The sequence below is a fragment of the Rhodococcus sp. IEGM 1408 genome, from assembly GCF_033142235.1.
Lineage (GTDB): Bacteria > Actinomycetota > Actinomycetes > Mycobacteriales > Mycobacteriaceae > Dietzia.
The window spans coordinates 72193-87873 of sequence record NZ_JAWLRW010000006.1 but is presented as its reverse complement, the minus strand read 5'-3'; the positions used below and the strand labels follow the sequence as shown (position 1 = coordinate 87873).

Below are 15681 nucleotides of genomic sequence, written 5' to 3'. Positions count from 1 at the left end.
CTCAGGCGCGCAACAGCTGACGCAGGACGTAGGGCAGGATGCCACCGTTCTGGTAGTAGGCCGCCTCCGCCGGGGTGTCGATCCGGACGGTGGCCGTGAACTCACGGGACGTGCCGTCCTTCTCGACGGTGACCGTGACCTCGTCCGGGATGCTGGTCGAGCCCTCCAGGCCGGTCACGGAGAACACCTCGTCGCCCGTCAGCCCGAGCGTCTCCGCGTCCTCGCCGCGTGGGAACTGCAGGGGCAGTACGCCCATCCCGATGAGGTTGGAGCGGTGGATGCGCTCGAACGAGACCGCCAGGACGGCCCGGACGCCGAGCAGCATCGTGCCCTTGGCGGCCCAGTCGCGCGAGGAACCGGACCCGTAATCGGCGCCGGCGATGACCACGAGCGGGACGCCCTCCTCCTGGTATGACGTCGCGGCGTCGAAGATGCTCAGCTGCTCGCCGCTGGTCCAGTGCTTGGTCACCCCGCCCTCGACGCCCGGCACGAGCTCGTTGCGGAGCCGGACGTTGGCAAAAGTGCCGCGGATCATCACGTGGTGGTTGCCGCGACGCGAACCGTAGGAGTTGAAGTCCCTCGGATCGACGCCCTTGTCGGTGAGGTACCGGCCCGCGGGGCTGTCCCGCTTGATCGCCCCGGCGGGCGAGATGTGGTCGGTGGTCACGGAGTCCCCGAGCTTGGCCAGCACCCGCGCGCCCGAGATGTCGCGGATCGGCTCGGGCTCGGCCTGCATCCCGTCGAAGTACGGCGGGCGCTGGATGTACGTGGAATCGGAGTCCCAGTCGTAGACGTCACCCTCGCGGATGTCCATGCCGCGCCAGTTGGCGTCCCCGGCGTAGAGGTCCGAGTAGCCCTCGGTGAACATCTTCGCCCCGACGTTGGCGTCGACGACCTCCTTGACCTCGGCACTGCTGGGCCAGATCTCGCGGAGGTACACGTCCTCGCCGGCGTCGTTCTTGCCCAGGGGCTCGGTGAGCAGGTCGGTGTGCAGGCTCCCCGCGAGTGCGTACGCGATGACCAGCGGCGGAGAGGCGAGGAAATTCATTTTGACCTCGGGGTGGATGCGGCCCTCGAAGTTGCGGTTGCCCGAGAGCACCGAGGAGACGTTGAGGTCCTTGCCGGTGACGGCGGCGCTGACTTCGGGGATCAGCGGACCCGAGTTGCCGATGCAGGTGGTGCAGCCGTAGCCGACCAGGTGGAACCCGAGCTGTTCGAGGTACGGCGTGAGGCCGGAACGATCGAGATAGTCGGTGACGACGCGGGAACCGGGAGCGAGGGTGGTCTTGACCCACGGCCGGGTCCGCAGGCCGCGATCGGCGGCCTTCTTGGCCAGTAGCGCCGCGCCGAGCATGACCGACGGGTTGGAGGTGTTGGTGCACGAGGTGATGGCGGCGATCACCACGTCTCCGTGGTCGACTATCGCCTTCTTCCCGCCGATGAGCACCTCGGTCGGATCGCTGGGCCAGCCGAGCTTGGCGTTGGCGGTGAGTTCTTCCTCCGACATGTGGCGAGGCGGCGGGTCGTTCGACGCGTCGGCGTCGAGGGAGACGGGGTCGGAGGCAGGGAACGAGTCGGCCGATGCGTCGTCGACTCCGCCATCGCCGGAGGCGGGCTTGTCGTACTCCCCGGCGAGCAGGCCGAGCACGGTGCGGGGGGCGTCGCCGAGGGCGATCCGGTCCTGGGGGCGGCGCGGACCGGAGATGGACGGTTCGACCGTCGACAGATCGAGGTCGACCACACGGGTGAATTCGGGTACGTGATCGGGGTCGTGCCACAGGCCCTGTTCACGCGCGTACGCCTCGACCAGGGCGATCTGGTCAGCTTCGCGGCCGGTCAGGCGCATGTAGTCGAGGGTCTCGGCGTCGATGGGGAACATCGTGGCGGTGGAGCCGTACTCCGGGCTCATGTTGCCGATGGTGGCGCGGGTGGCGAGCGGAACGTTGGCGACGCCGGGGCCGAAGAACTCTACGAACTTACCGACGACGCCGATGCTGCGCAGCAACTCGGCGACGGTGAGTACGAGGTCGGTCGCCGTGGTGCCTTCCGGGAGCTCACCGCTCAACCGGATGCCGATGACCTGGGGGATCAGCATGCTCATCGGCTGTCCGAGCATCGCGGCCTCGGCCTCGATGCCGCCCACGCCCCACCCCAGCACGCCGATCCCGTTGACCATCGGAGTGTGCGAGTCGGTGCCGACGAGCGTGTCGGGATAGGCCCGGGTCAGTTCAGCTGTCTTCCGGGTGAAGACAACCCGGGACAGGTGCTCGAGGTTGACCTGGTGGCAGATGCCCGTGTCGGGCGGGACCACGAGGAAGTCGGCGAAGGACTGCTGCCCCCAGCGCAGCAGCTGGTAGCGCTCCTGGTTGCGCTCGAACTCGAGCTGGGCGTTGATGCCGAAGGAGTCCGGGCTGCCGAAGGAATCGGCGATCACGGAATGGTCGATGACCAGTTCGGCCGGGATCTGCGGGTTGATGGTGGCCGGGTCCCCGCCGAGGTCGATCATGGCGTCGCGCATGGCGACCAGGTCGACCACACATGGCACGCCGGTGAAGTCCTGCATGAGCACGCGCGCCGGGGTGAACTGGATCTCCGGGTTGTGCTCGGACTCCGCGTTCCAGTCGCGGATCGCCTCCACCTGTGCGGCGGTGACCACCCGGCCGTCCTCGTTTCGCAGGACGTTCTCGAGCAGGACCTTCAGTGAATAGGGGAGTCGCCCCGAGCCCTCGATCCGGTCGAGGCGGTAGATCTCGTAGGACCTCCCGCCGATCTCGAGCTGGTCGCGGGCTCCGAAGCTGTCCGGGGCCGCGTTCGCGGCATTCTGTGACGACTGATCCTGTGACATCGCACGTCCCACCTTCTAGTCGATAATTGTGAGCGCGGTCACATCCCACCGTAGGCCTGACGAGCGGTTAAAGACACCGCTCAGGGTTTGGCGGTGGGCGGCGTGGGCTCGGCGCTCGCCCGGCCGTTCCGGGCCTGCCTTCACATACATGACCGTCGACCGCGGTGGCGAGGTGTGGGAGCAAGGAGTCTCAGGGTTCCAGTACCGCATGTGAATGGCTCGCGGCGCGAGCGCATCGCCGTCTGGCGGAGCTGGGCTGTGGTCTTTGTTCAGTCGTCCACGCCGCGGGCCGCGAGGGCGTCGCCCAGCTGGTCGGCGGTGGTGAGCGCCCCGAGCACGGTCGGCACCACCAGCGCGCGGATGGACATGCCCAGCCCGCGGGCCTTCCGGGCCTCGGTGACCTGCCGGAGCTGCCGGGCGAGCAGTGGGATCGCGCGGATGGTCAGCACCAGGACCAACGCGACCCGGTCCGGCGAGACGCCGACATGGCGTAGCGGCTGGGCGGCACGCGTGACCGCATCGAGCAGGTCCGACATGCGGGTGGTCAGCGCGACCAGGCCCGCCACCGCGATCGCCACTAGCAGCGACCCGCTCACGCGCAGCGCGGTGTCGAGGTCGGCGACGATCCACTGCAGTACCAGGATCGCGATGAGCATAGGCAGCACCGGGCGAACCTGGTCCCAGGCCGCGCGGGGCCGGATCCGCCCGATCACGTAGAGCACTGCGGCGAGCCCGAGCGCGGGCAGCACGTGCCAGGCCTGGCGGACCGTCAACGACACCGCGAGGATCAGCGCGCAGACCAGCAGGATCTTCAGCCCTGCCGGCAGGCGGTGCAGGAGAGAGCTTCCCGGTTGATAGGTGGCGAACACCTACGCCCCCGAACCGGGAGCCGAACCCGAGCCCGGACCCGACCGCAGCGCGATCCGGCGGTACCCGGCCAGCGCGGCCGCGGGGGCGTCGTCGATCACCACGCGCCCGCCGTCGACCACCAGCACGCGGTCGAAGTCGGAGACCAGGTCGAGGTCGTGCGTCACCACCACCAGCTGTTGGGGGAGCTCGGCGAAGATCTCGGCCACCAGCGCACGATTGCGCAAGTCGAGCAGGGTGGTGGGCTCGTCGGCCACGATCACGGAGGGGTCGATCACCAGTACCGCGGCCAGCGCGAGCAGTTGCTTCTGACCGCCGGAGAGCAGGTGGCAGGGGTGGTCGGCGTGGTCGGCCAGACCGTACCTCTCGAGCACCTGGTCAACTCGTCGTCGTCGATCCTCCTTGTTCAGCCCCGACCGGCGCAGAGAGAAGTCCACGTCCTCCGCGACGGTGGGCATGACGATCTGGGTGTCCGGATCGGTGAAGCAGAATCCCACCCTGCGTCTGATCTGGGCGCCCTTGCGGCGGGTGTCGAGGCCGTCGACGGTGACCGTGCCGGCGGTGGGGACGACGAGCCCGTTGATCATCCGGGCGAGCGTGGACTTGCCACCGCCGTTGACTCCGACGATCCCGATGCGGCGTTCGGACAGCGTCAGGTCGATGTCCACGAGGACGGTCCGCTCGCCATAGGTATGGCCGACGCCGTCGAACCGGATCTCGGCGCCGCGGGGTTCCGCGCCGTGGGGATCAGGCACGCGGGGATCGGGCACGCGGGGATCGGCGCTACGGGGGTCGGTCCCACCGGGTTCGATCCCACCGGGTTCAATCACGCCGGGTTCGATCACGCCTGGGTCGAGCTCTGCCTGCGCAGCGGGGCGATCAGGCCAGGCCGTGCCTTGTGGACCTGCGCCGCGACGACCGCCGTGACGACCGCCTTGACCAGGTCGCCGGGGACAAAGACGCCGTTGGCCGCGATGGCGGCGGTCAGGGTGAGATCCGTCCGCAGCAGCATGCCGGCCACGCCGAAGGTGTAGATCACGACGATCCCGCCGAAGATGGTGATCAATAGCCCCGGGATCACCCGGTAGCGCGGCATGATCAGCGCGGTGAGCAGGCCGATCACGATCACCGCGGGGATCCACCCGATGAGGAAGCCCGCGGTGGGGCCGGCCAGCGAGGTCAGGGTGGTGCGGCCGGTGGGGAAGACGGGCAGTGCCAGACCGATGACGATCACCGCGAGCACCGACAGGGCGCCCTTGCGCCAGCCGAGCAGCGCGCCGGCGAGCATGACGCCCAGTGTCTGCAACGTGATGGGCACGCCCGCGGAACCGAGGGTGATCTGGCCGGGGAGACCGAGGACGACGATGAGGGCGGCGAATACCGCGATCTGGGCGAGGTCTCGGGTGGCGCTACGGGCCGGGGCCCGGTCGACGGGGATGCTCACTGGTCTCCTTGGCGCAGGAAGGGCTGTCACGCGACAGCGTCGGCGTCCATTGTTGCGCCTGTCACGTCCGAATCGGTAACCGGGTCCGCGGCCCGGGAGGCGCCTCCTGAACCGGCTCGGGCAGCCGATGTCGGCGCTAGAGTGACCCGCATCACTTCCGGCGGTTCGGGGGAACTGTGCAGAATCGGGTCCGCAACGTCCTGGGCGGGCTCGTCGCCGTCGTCCTCGCGGTCTTCCTCCCGCTGGCTCATGCGCCGGCCTCGGCCTACGTGACGCCGACCGCGCCGTATTCGTACGCGCCGAATTCATACGCGCGGTATCTGGACGTCGTCGCCGACAATCCCGACGCCGAGCTGGCCGGTGGCTTCTCGACGACGCTCCCCACCGACCCGGTCGAGCTCAGGGCGGCCCTCGACGGCGTCCGGGCGGCGGGCGTCGCGCCGGAGCGTTACGGGACCCTGGCACGGCAGTACTGGCTGGCCGTGGGGGCGGACAACGCCGGAATCGACCTGGCGCAGTGGGAGCCGGCGCGGGGGCTCGAGGCCAACCTCGCCACGGTCGACAAGGTGTACGTCAACTATCTGCGGCTCTACAACTCCCACGACGGGTTCTGGTGGACTGGGATGGCCGGGCTGGCGGGGATGTCGTTCGCCGCCGGGTTCTGGGACCTCGACGAGGTGGGCGGGCTGCTCACCGTGCCCGGGGTGCACGAGCTGGGGACCGGGGTCGCCGGCGCGCTGGCAGGGCTGCCGTGGGAGCTGGCCGACAGCACGCCCCGGGATGTGCGCCTGCTGGCCACCGCGGGGCCGACGCTCCGGCAACCAGATGTGGACTGGTACCTGCACCGCCTGCTGGTCATGCAGCGCCACATCTTCATGGACATGGTGCCGATGCACGAGGCCTACGCGGCGGAGGGGCTACCCGCCGTCGAGGAGCTCGCGGCGAGCGGGGCGTACGACGACTACGTGGTCGACGCCTGGCGGATGCTCGACGAGGGCAGCCTGGACGGCAGGTCAGAGGCGTTGCTCCGGATGGCCTCGCGCGAGCAGAACCAGATCATCGCCGACCAGTGGGACGCCGTGGCGGCGGGCCGCGGCGATCTCGGACGGGTGCTGACCTACATCACCACGGTGGGCGGCGCGCCGGACATCCCCGGGGCCTCGCCGCTCGGTCAGTTCCGGCCGCTCTCGGTCCGCGCGGACGTGGGCGGTCAGCCGACCGTGCTTCGTACCCCGCTACCGGGATTCAACTGGGCCGATCGCGGGCCCCGGTGGGAGTACATCGAGCAGGACCTGGTCCCGGCGTTCCGCTCGCTGGTGCGCGACTGGCCCGCCGAGGCGCCGCGACACCTGGACGTGGGCTTCCGTCCGCGCGCCGAGCAGAACCGGATCCTCGTGCGGCTGCCGGTGTTTCTGGGGCAGATGACGACGGGGTGGGTGGTGGGGCCGGGCTGAGGCGTGCTGCGGGCGGGCCCGTGTTCCGCGCCCGGCCCTCGCCCGTTCGTTCAGCCTGCCGGGTCGATCAGTGCGTCGACCGCGCGCAGTACCTCGTCCAGCGGCCGCCCGCCCTCGACGAGTTCGGACCCCTTGAAGACCACCGCCATCACCAGCTCCGCGGTCAGGTCGGGGTCGGACTGGGATGCCTCGGAGAGTGACCGGCGCAGCGGAGCCGTCATGGCGGCGTGCATGTGCCCGAGTCGCTCCCGGGCGGGCCCCTCGGGGAGGTGGGCTGCCAGTGCGGTGAGGATCGCGTGCTCTCCGGCGGCCACCAGGTCCAGCGTCGTGTGCACGTAGGCCACGACTCCCCGGTGACCGCCGCCCGCGTCGCGTACAGCCCCGGTGACGGTGTCGATCCACCTCGGCATCAGGTCTTCCGCCACGGCGACGATCAGCTCCGCACGAGAGGAGAAGTACGTGTAGAAGTTCGATCGCGTCATGCCTGCGCGGGCGGTCAGTTCGTTGATGTCAGGCGCCGTACCGGGGTCTTCGGACAGCAACGCACGCGCGGCGTCGAGCAGTGCCCGGCGCCGCGCGTCGCGGTGTTCGCCCACGGTGGGGGCATCGATACGGGGGATGTGCGTCTCCTGTTCACCGGCTGGGGGGATCGCTGATCATACGTGGGCGTGCAGGCGCCCGTCGGTCATCTCCAGCACCCTGTCACAGTGTTCGAGAATCTCGTGGTCGTGGGTCACCAGCACGGTGGCCACACCGTTCTGGTGGGTCTCCTCGGCGAGCAGGCGCACCACGTCGTGGCTGTTCTTCCGGTCCAGCGCGGCGGTGGGCTCGTCGACCAGCAGTAGGTCGGGGGACGACATCAGCGCACGGGCGATGCCCACCCGCTGCCGCTCGCCACCGGACAGGGTGGACGGGCGGCGTCCGGCGCGGTGGGTCAGCCCGACAGCCTCGAGGAGCTGGTCGGGGTCGCGCAGCCGGGAGCGGTCGCCGCCGAGCGTGCCCACCAGCCGGAGCTGGTCGCGGGCGGTGAGGGCGGGCACCAGGTTGCCCGACTGGAACACAAAGCCGACGTGGTCGCGCCGGAACCTGGTGAGGTCCCTTCGGCTGAGCCCGGAGAGGTCCCGGCCGCCCACCTCGACGGTGCCGGAGGTCGGCGGGAGCAGTCCGCCGGCCACGGCCAGGAGGCTCGACTTGCCGGCCCCGGAGGGGCCGACCACGGCCAGGACCTCGCCGCGGGCGACCTCGAGGTCGATGCAGTCCAACGCGTAGAGGGTCTGGTCGCCGTCCTTGAACGTCAGGTCGACGCCGCTGAGGCGCAGGCCCGGGGTGGTGTCGTGGGTGGGTGCGGAGGTGGTCATCGGTTTTCTCCCAGTGCGCTGTGCGGGTCGACGGAGCTGATGCGGACTGTGGCGAGGGTGGCGCCGATGAGTCCCAGCACCAGCAGGAGCGCGGCGCCGAGTGCGATCGGCCCGGCCTCGAGGGCGAACGGCATGCCGGTGCCCACCAGGAGTGAGCCCACGCCCACTCCGATCGCGACGCCGACGCCGATGGCGGCCACGAGCAGGATCAGCGCCTGGCCGATGGCGTCGATCAGCAGCTTGGCGGTCGAGGCGCCCATGGCCCGCAGCACCGCGATTTCACGCGAGCGCTGGACGGTGAGGATCGCGAAGAACGCACCCACCACCAGCGCCGAGATGGCGTACAGGAACCACGTGATCATGGACATCGTCATGGTCTCGGCCTCGTAACCGGGGGAGGAGTTGTAGGCCTCCTTCATGGTCCGGGTGGAGGTGTCGGCGGCGGCGTCGCCGGCCTCCAGATCCGGCACGGCGCCGTCCACGCCCATCAGGGCCACAACGCTGTACTCCTCGTCTGCCCCGGCGCGCGGCTCCTCGCCGAACCGGGTTCCCGCGTGGACGTCCTGCCACGTGGCCAGGGTGGTGAAGGCCATGTCGACGTGGCCGAAGGTGTGCTGGTCACCGGCGATGCCCACGACCGTCAGCGGGATCTCGAGCCGGTCCACGGTCACGGTGTCGCCGATCGCGAGGTCTTCGGCCGCGGTCGAACTGACCAGGATCTCGCCGTCGGTCCGGGGCGCGCGGCCCTCGGCGACCTCGGGGACGAGCGGCCCGTCCTGGTCCGCACCGATCAGGGTGAGGTCGACCGGGGTCCCGGCCGAAGTCTTTGCATTGATGATGGACAGGCCCATGGGGGTCGCGACGGCGACGTCAGGGCGCTCCGCCCACGCCGCCACCTGGTCGGGGCCCACCACGGAACGGGTGAACGCCGAGTCGGCGCGGGTCTCGGGGGCAAAGGCGACGGCCTGGACGGGCATGCGCTGCAGTCCGGAGACCCCGTCGTTGACCAGGCCCGAGGACAGACCGGCGAGGAGGACCATCAGGACACTGATGAGGGCTACAACCGAGCCCATGAGGGCGAAGCGGGATCGCGCGTGGATGAGTTCGCGCCAAGCGAGGAACATGGAGGCCTTTCGGCGTTGTCGAACGGGTCGACAATGATGATAACAACGTGTCGACAAGATCCTGACATTGTGTTGCCAAGTGGTGGCGATGATCACCGTGGGGTTTTCAGGAGTCGGAGTCGGCGGGCCGGATCCGGCCCGGCCAGCCAGTCCTGCAGGTACTTCTAGTACATGCCCCTCGTCCTGCCAGCCAACCCTGTCTTTGGCCACCCCTCCGAGGAGAAGGTCGTGGACCTGCTCCGCGACCAGCTCTCCGAGGACAGCTTGATCGTGGTGGGCCAGCGGGTCTCCACCGACGAGAAGGAACACGAGGTGGACATCCTCGCGGCGTTGCCAGGCGCGGGGATCGTGGCCATCGAGGTCAAGGCCGGGCAGATCGCCATCGAGGACGGCCGGTGGATACAGGGCAGCGGCACCAAGCAGCACACGATCGATCCGGTCAACCAGTGTCGGGACGCGCTGTACGCCCTGCGTGGTTACGTGAGCGCGGACCCACGATGGCCCAGTCAGCTCCAGCGTTGGACCCACATGCTCGTCTTTCCACACGCCTCGATCCTTGAGGACTTCGCGCTGCCGGATGTCCCGCGCAGTCGCATCGTGGATCGCGACCAGCTCCCGCAGCTCGCCGCGATCGCGTATCGCCTGGCGCAGGAATCCGGCCCGCAGGACCGTCCGTACCTCGCCGTCGACACCATCAACCGGCTCGCGGACGTGCTGGGCGGACGGGGTCTACCGCAGCGCGACGTGATGGCCCGTGCCGCGGAGAACGCCGACATCGCCGACGCCCTCACCCGCGAGCAATCGGTCCTTCTCCGCGCCGTCGACGCCCTGCCCCGGGTCGAGATCCGCGGTGGCGCGGGCAGCGGCAAGACCTACCTGGCCCTGGAGCAGGCACGACGGCTGTCGAGGTCGGGGCAGCGTGTCGCGTTGATCTGCTATTCACACGGGCTGGCCAGCTACCTCAAGCGGGTCACGAGCGGGTGGAAGCGGCGCGAGCAGCCGGCGTACGTGGGGGAGTTCCATGCCCTCGGCGTCGACTGGGGCGCTCCCGTGGGCCCGGACGAGCGGGTGCGGTCGGAGGAGACGGTGCGGTGGTGGGAGGACGACCTGCCGCGGCACATGGCCGATCTCGCCGACGGACTTTCCGACGGCAAGAAGTTCGACGCCGTGATCGTGGACGAGGCCCAGGACTTCGCGGACGGCTGGTGGCGTCCGGTGATCGGCGCGCTGCGCGACCGCGAGAACGGCCGGCCGATGATCGTGGGCGACGTCGGGCAGAGCGTGTTCCAGCGAACCGGCCGCCCGCCCGTCGACCTGGTCCCCCTGGTGCTGGACCACAACCTGCGCAACACCCGCCAGATCGCCAGCTCTTTCCTGCCCCTGGTGGGCCAGCGGATGGAGCTGCGCGGCGGGTCCGGGCCGGACGTACGGTACGTCCAGGTACCGGAGGGTGCGGACCCCGTGGCGCTTGGTGACGACGAGGCGATGCGCCTTCTCGACGAGGGCTGGGAACCGGGCGACGTCGCACTCCTGACCACCGGGTCGCGACACCCCATGCAGGTCGAGTTGCAGGACGACGGGAACGACGCCTACTGGGAGACCTTCTGGAACGGGGAGGACATCTTCTACGGGCACGTCCTCGGTTTCAAGGGCCTCGAGCGGCGCTCGGTGGTGCTGGTGTGCAACCACTACGAGGGCATGGACCGGGTTCGCGAGCGGGTCTACGTGGGGCTCTCGCGGGCGACCGATGTGCTGGTGGTGGTGGGGGAGCACAGTCGATGACGTGACGTGACGTGACACCACCACCGCCCCGACCTCATCCGAGGCCGGGGCGGTGGTCGGTCGGTTGATCGAGCGCGATCAGCTGCCCAGGTCGGTCGAGCCCTCGACCAGCTGGCCCTGGTGGCCGTCCTGGCCATTGTGACCGTTGTGCGAGACGGCGATCTTGCGGGGCTGGGCCTCCTCGGCGACCGGGATCACCAGGCGCAGGACGCCGTCGGTGTACTCGGCCTCGATCTTGTCGGTGGCCAGGCCCTTGCCCATGGCGAGCTGGCGGGCGAACGTGCCCGACTGCCGCTCGTGCATGAGCCACTGGGCGTCACCGCCGGCGGGCGCGGTGCGCTCGGCGCGGACGGTGAGGGTGCGGTCCTCTACGTCGATGTCGATGCTGGCCGGATCCACGCCAGGCAGATCGATGAGTCCGACGAAGCGGTCCCCGTCCTTGTAGAGGTCCATCGGCAGGGCGGGCGAGGAGGTCACGTTGCGCAGCCCGTCGCCCAGGAGGCGGTCGAGCTCACGGAACGGGTCGAAGCGGGTGATGGTAGCCATGGCAGCTCTCCTTCGGGGCTGGTCGGGTGCGCCCGGTTTTCCGGGGTCGCACACGGTTCAACTCACCGACGAAGCTTGAGTATTCCCGACTCAGGTCAGATTTTTTCGCTTGAGCCTCTCGGACTCAACCCAGGGCTTTCACGGGCAGCGAAGGAAGGAGTTCAGCGACCGAACCGACTCCGATTCCGAAGCCGCCGAGCGAACCGAGGACCGGGCCCAGGTCACCGAGCGAGCCGCCGACCTCGTCGTCGTCGGTGTCGTTGTCGTCGCCAACGGTGCACTCACCGGGCTCGGTGACGGCCCCCCGCAGGCCCGCACCGTCGGCGGCCGCGTCGTCGGCCCACAGGAATCGGGCCCGCTCGGCGGTGCCGGTGGCGCCGCCCAGGGTGCACTCGACGGTCTCGCGATGGGCGGCAAAGCCCTCGTTGGCGAGGTTGGCCATGCCGGCCGGACGGGCGTAGAGCGTGCCGTCGGTGACGAACTCGGTCCCGTCGAAGGCCATCTCGAGCGATCGTCCCTCGCACACCTCGTCACACAGCACCCGCAGGACGCCGGCCACCTCGTCGTAGTCGAGCGCCATGACGCCGGTGAACGGCGAGGTGTAGGTCTGCACCTCGGTGACCGCGCCACCCGCGCCCAGCTGGACAAAGTGGACCTTCCCGGTCCCCTCGACACCCACGGCAAAGGCGCCGCCAAAGGCCTCGGGGAGGTACTCGATGGCCTCGAGACCGGCGTTGGCGCCGATCTGGCCGGTGAGGGAGGACAGGGAGTACTCGTCGGTGGCGACGAGCGTGCCGGAGTCGCGGTCGGTGGGCAGGGCGAAGCGCAGGACCGACGGGCGGCTGGTGCTGCTGGCGTCGTTGTTGCGCTCGGTGGCCACGAAGAGGGCGCCGTTCGGCCCCACGGTCACGCCCTCGGAGTCGGGCAGCCCGGAGCCGTCCGGGTACTTGAGGACAAAGGACTGGGCGACCGAGTAGGTGTTCGCGGCCCGGTCGTAATCCAGGACGTAGAGGGTGCCCGTGCCGTTGTTCACCACGTGGGCGGCGCCGTCGGCGGCGATGTCGACGCCCGACATGTCGTCGCCGGCGAAGTCGCCGGCCACGTTGCCAGCCGAGTCGCCGTCGAGCGCGACGGGGGCGATGGTCAGCGGGTCGAAGGGCCACGGCGACGCCGCGACCGGGTTCTCCTCGACCGCGGCGACATTGCGCGCGTTCCGGGTGGACTCACCGGTCACGGCGAACCCGCCCGTCATGTCGGGGACGCGGCCCCAGGTGGTGGGCGAGTGGCCCGACCAGGTGGTGGAGTCGGCGAGCTCGCCGCCGGCGTCCCGGAGGACCACCGAGTCGTTGCCGCCGAGCCCGAAGTAGTCCGGGTCCACGTCGGTGTAGATCGACCAGTAGCCGCCGGACTCGATGGTGGTGCCCTCGGGGATGACGATCGGATCGTGCTCTGCGTCGCCGTCGACCAGCGTCCAGCCGGAGATGTCCACGGCCTGCTCGGTGTCGAGGTTGGCCAGCTCCACCCAGTCGCCCACGGCGTCGCCGTTGGATTCGACCTCGTTGATCACGACATCGGTGGCGGGCGCGGCGGACACGGTCGCAGGGGACACCGTGGCGGCGATGCCGGTCGCCGCGCCGACGGCGAGGGCGACCGTGAGGACACCGGAGGTGACGGGACGCAGATGCATCGGGGGCCTTTCCTGGGCAACAACTGAGGATGACCAGGTGACCGTACGAGGGGCGGGTGCCGGGACCCTGTCCGAGATATGACGAGGAGCTGAACAGTTGGTACTGCTCTTCGGGTAGCTGTTACTCAGGCTCTGGCGAGGCTCACCAGAAAGTCGATGGTGCCGGTCGGTTCAACGGTGACGAAGCCCAGACTCGGGGGCTCGACCCCCACTTCGGCCCAGGTCATGGGCACCGAACCTGAGGCGATCACCTGCTCGCCGGACCGCAGTACCGTCACCTCGACGGTCTTGGAGACGGTGGTGCCCTTGACCGTCAGATCGACCTGCATCGGGACCGTCGCGGGTGTGCCATCAGCGGGAAGATCGGCCATGTCCACCGGTCGGGCCAGGGCGAGCGTCGCGAGCGGATAGGCGGCGGCGTCGAGGATGGAAGGGGAGTGCGCCTGGTCATCGCGTTGGCGGATATCGGTGCCCACTCCGGCCACCTCGACCTGGAAATCGGCCGATTCGAGCGAGGTGTCGGAGATGACCGCCTCCCCGGTGACCTTGTTTGTGGTGCCGACCACTGTCACCGGCTCGCCGCGCAGGACCTCCTTCACGGTGTATCCGGCAGCCGTGAGGTTGGGTTCGGCGCCCGGGACCACCACCCACCTCCCGTCCAGCTCCCCGGCCGCGGCCTCGGCGCCCTCGGTGGACACAGCCGCCGCGGGCGCGTCGTCGCCGCCACGCGCGGCCTTGTAGATGAACGGCGCCGCGACGACCAGGGCGACGACGACGACGAGGCCGCCGATGATCCAGAGGAGTCTGCGCATGGGATCGAGCATAAGAAGAAAATCCGGGTGGTGGATAAGGGTCTGCTGGCAAATCTCTCCGCCACCCTGTCGGGCTAGAGGAGCCTCGGTGCCATAAGTTAATAGTTACATCATCAGGGCCCCGCCTTTACCGGGTCCGGCTACCGGGAGGCACGACATGACCCAGAATCCCACTCCCGGATGGGACGGTCCCTCGACGTCGGAGTTCAGACCGGTGCATCAGCCCGGGTTCGGCTACAGCGCCCCACCGCAGAAACCGGGGATGTCCCCTGTGCTGATCGTGGCGCTGACCGTGGTGGTGATGCTCCTGATCGGACTCATCGGGCTGGTGGCGTTCCTTGCAGTGCCCAGATTCACCGGGAGCTCGGCCGCGCCGGTCACCTCGACGGTCTCCGCTACCGTCACCGCGTCGGTGGCCCCGGCCACGGCGACGCAACCCGCCCAGCCCGCGCGGCCGGCGCAGGGGGTCGCCCCGTCCGGGGCGTATGAGTGCGTGGACGCGGGAAGCGGTCAGTTCTCGTCGGCCGCGGCGGGGTCCCCACAGACCTCCTGTGAGTTCGCCGCGTCGGTGCGGTCGCAGTACGTGGGCGCGGGAGGCAGCGGGGGGTCCATGGTCATCGACGCCTATAGACCCGTGACGGGTAGGACCTACGCCATGTCGTGCTCGGGCGGCGCGGTGGTGACCTGCAGCGGCGGTAACAACGCCGTGGTCTTCATCTACTGATGGCGCCGGGCAGTGGGCACGGGCACAGTGGGAGCAGTGGTCGCCGTGGGCGGCTCCGCGCGACGGCGGGTGTGCTGGCCGTCGCGGTCACCGTGAGTGGTTGCTCTGCCCTCGGAGTCCCGGCAGCGGGGCAGGAGACGGTGGTCGTCACCGAGATCGTGTCCACGGTGAGCGGTCCGGCACCCGAGCAGGGTGGGGTGGCGCTCCCTGACGCCGGTTCGATCGTCGTTCCCCAACCCCCGCCCGTCACCCCGCCCGTCGCCCCGGGCAGCGGAGGTGCCGGAGCGGATCTCGAGGCCGTGGTGGGGTCGGTCTCCGGAACGGCCGGAATCGCGGTGGCGCCGGTCGGCGGCGCAGGCGAGGTCCGGTCGGCGGGGACCTGGCAGACCGGTGTCGCGTGGTCGACGATCAAGGTCCCGCTGGCGGTAGCTGTCGCGCGGATCGACCCGCAGGCGCTCGAGGGCGCCACCGCGGCGATCACGGTCTCGGATAACCGGTCCGCGGAGATCCTGTGGAACGCGCTCGGCGGCGGGGACGCGGCGGCAGCGGCGGTCGGGGCAGTTCTGACTGAGGGTGGTGACGCCACGTCGCAGGTCCCATCAGTGCGTACCCGAGACGGTTTCTCCGTCTTCGGCCAGACCCGGTGGGCGCTAATTGATCAGGCGCGGTTCGGCAGTCGACTACCGTGCCTCGGCTCGTCAGCGCGCGTGGTGGATCTGATGGGGCAGGTCTCGTCCGATCAGCGGTGGGGACTCGGCCGGATCGCCGGAGCCCGCTTCAAGGGCGGGTGGGGGCCCGGTGAGAGCGGCGGGTACCTGGTCCGACAGTTCGGACTCGTGCCGGGCGCCGGAGGCGACGTGACGGTCGCGATCGCGATCGAGGCCCCGACCTTTGAGGCCGGGACCGCAGCACTCTCGACGATGGCCGACGCCCTCGCCCCACGACTGGCGTCCATCCCCGGGGGGAATTGCTGATCCCCGGCGCGCAGACGTCGGTCGCCGGAGTGACCGCCGACACCGAATCCACGGGAGTCGCCTG

14 protein-coding genes are annotated in these 15681 nt (G+C 69.8%); 4 read left to right on the top strand and 10 right to left on the bottom strand.

The annotated features are described in order from the left end of the window. Nucleotide 1: 1 nt before the first annotated feature. From R4P08_RS11095 to R4P08_RS11080, 4 genes are all read right to left on the bottom strand, one after another. Nucleotides 2-2845, bottom strand: a complete 2844-nt coding sequence (locus R4P08_RS11095; protein WP_317813907.1) for an aconitate hydratase — start codon at nt 2843-2845, stop codon at nt 2-4. 269 nt (nt 2846-3114) lie between these two features. Continuing rightward, nucleotides 3115-3714, bottom strand: a complete 600-nt coding sequence (locus R4P08_RS11090) for an energy-coupling factor transporter transmembrane protein EcfT (RefSeq protein WP_317813906.1) — start codon at nt 3712-3714, stop codon at nt 3115-3117. Further along, on the bottom strand, nt 3715-4467 hold the full coding sequence (locus R4P08_RS11085; RefSeq protein WP_317813905.1) for an ABC transporter ATP-binding protein: 753 nt from the start codon (nt 4465-4467) through the stop codon (nt 3715-3717). An 86-nt stretch (nt 4468-4553) separates the two neighbouring features. Next, the gene (locus R4P08_RS11080) at nt 4554-5156 is read right to left on the bottom strand and encodes a biotin transporter BioY (protein ID WP_317813904.1); all 603 of its coding nucleotides are present in this window, start codon (nt 5154-5156) and stop codon (nt 4554-4556) included. A 176-nt stretch (nt 5157-5332) separates the two neighbouring features. Between R4P08_RS11080 and R4P08_RS11075 the strand changes: the two genes are divergently transcribed. Beyond that, on the top strand, nt 5333-6610 hold the full coding sequence (locus R4P08_RS11075) for a hypothetical protein (protein WP_317813902.1): 1278 nt from the start codon (nt 5333-5335) through the stop codon (nt 6608-6610). Between the two features lie 50 nt (nt 6611-6660). Here the strand turns inward: R4P08_RS11075 and R4P08_RS11070 are convergent, their stop codons facing one another. Genes R4P08_RS11070 through R4P08_RS11060 form a run of 3 tightly spaced genes read right to left on the bottom strand, consistent with a single transcriptional unit; the run spans nt 6661 to nt 9092 of the window. Then, nucleotides 6661-7206, bottom strand: a complete 546-nt coding sequence (locus R4P08_RS11070) for a TetR/AcrR family transcriptional regulator (RefSeq protein ID WP_317813901.1) — start codon at nt 7204-7206, stop codon at nt 6661-6663. A 60-nt stretch (nt 7207-7266) separates the two neighbouring features. Continuing rightward, entirely contained in the window at nt 7267-7968 is a 702-nt protein-coding gene (locus R4P08_RS11065; protein ID WP_317813900.1) for an ABC transporter ATP-binding protein, read from the bottom strand. Next, a complete protein-coding gene (locus tag R4P08_RS11060; protein WP_317813899.1) occupies nt 7965-9092 on the bottom strand; it encodes an ABC transporter permease in 1128 nt (375 codons plus the stop codon). The genes R4P08_RS11065 and R4P08_RS11060 overlap by 4 nt, the downstream gene beginning before the upstream one ends. A 171-nt stretch (nt 9093-9263) precedes the next feature. Between R4P08_RS11060 and R4P08_RS11055 the strand changes: the two genes are divergently transcribed. Continuing rightward, nucleotides 9264-10874 carry an NERD domain-containing protein gene (locus R4P08_RS11055; RefSeq protein ID WP_317813898.1) on the top strand — a complete coding sequence of 537 codons (1611 nt, stop codon included), beginning with the start codon at nt 9264-9266 and terminating at the stop codon, nt 10872-10874. A 78-nt stretch (nt 10875-10952) separates the two neighbouring features. Here R4P08_RS11055 and R4P08_RS11050 read toward each other — a convergent pair whose 3' ends face one another. The 3 genes from R4P08_RS11050 to R4P08_RS11040 form a co-directional block, all read right to left on the bottom strand. Continuing rightward, nucleotides 10953-11420 (bottom strand): Hsp20/alpha crystallin family protein, encoded by a 468-nt coding sequence (locus R4P08_RS11050; protein WP_317813897.1) that lies wholly within the window; start codon nt 11418-11420, stop codon nt 10953-10955. Nucleotides 11421-11544: 124 nt separating this feature from the next. Further along, nucleotides 11545-13107, bottom strand: coding sequence for a lamin tail domain-containing protein (locus R4P08_RS11045; RefSeq protein ID WP_317813896.1), 1563 nt, complete (start codon nt 13105-13107; stop codon nt 11545-11547). Between the two features lie 125 nt (nt 13108-13232). After that, the gene (locus tag R4P08_RS11040) at nt 13233-13919 is read right to left on the bottom strand and encodes a YceI family protein (protein ID WP_317813895.1); all 687 of its coding nucleotides are present in this window, start codon (nt 13917-13919) and stop codon (nt 13233-13235) included. 262 nt (nt 13920-14181) lie between these two features. On the opposite strand from R4P08_RS11040, the gene R4P08_RS11035 reads away from it, so the two are divergent. Next, complete coding sequence (locus tag R4P08_RS11035) at nt 14182-14643, top strand: serine/threonine protein kinase (protein WP_317813894.1); 462 nt, start codon at nt 14182-14184, stop codon at nt 14641-14643. 140 nt (nt 14644-14783) lie between these two features. Continuing rightward, a complete protein-coding gene (locus R4P08_RS11030) occupies nt 14784-15617 on the top strand; it encodes a hypothetical protein (protein ID WP_317813893.1) in 834 nt (277 codons plus the stop codon). The last annotated feature ends 64 nt before the right edge of the window (nt 15618-15681 follow it).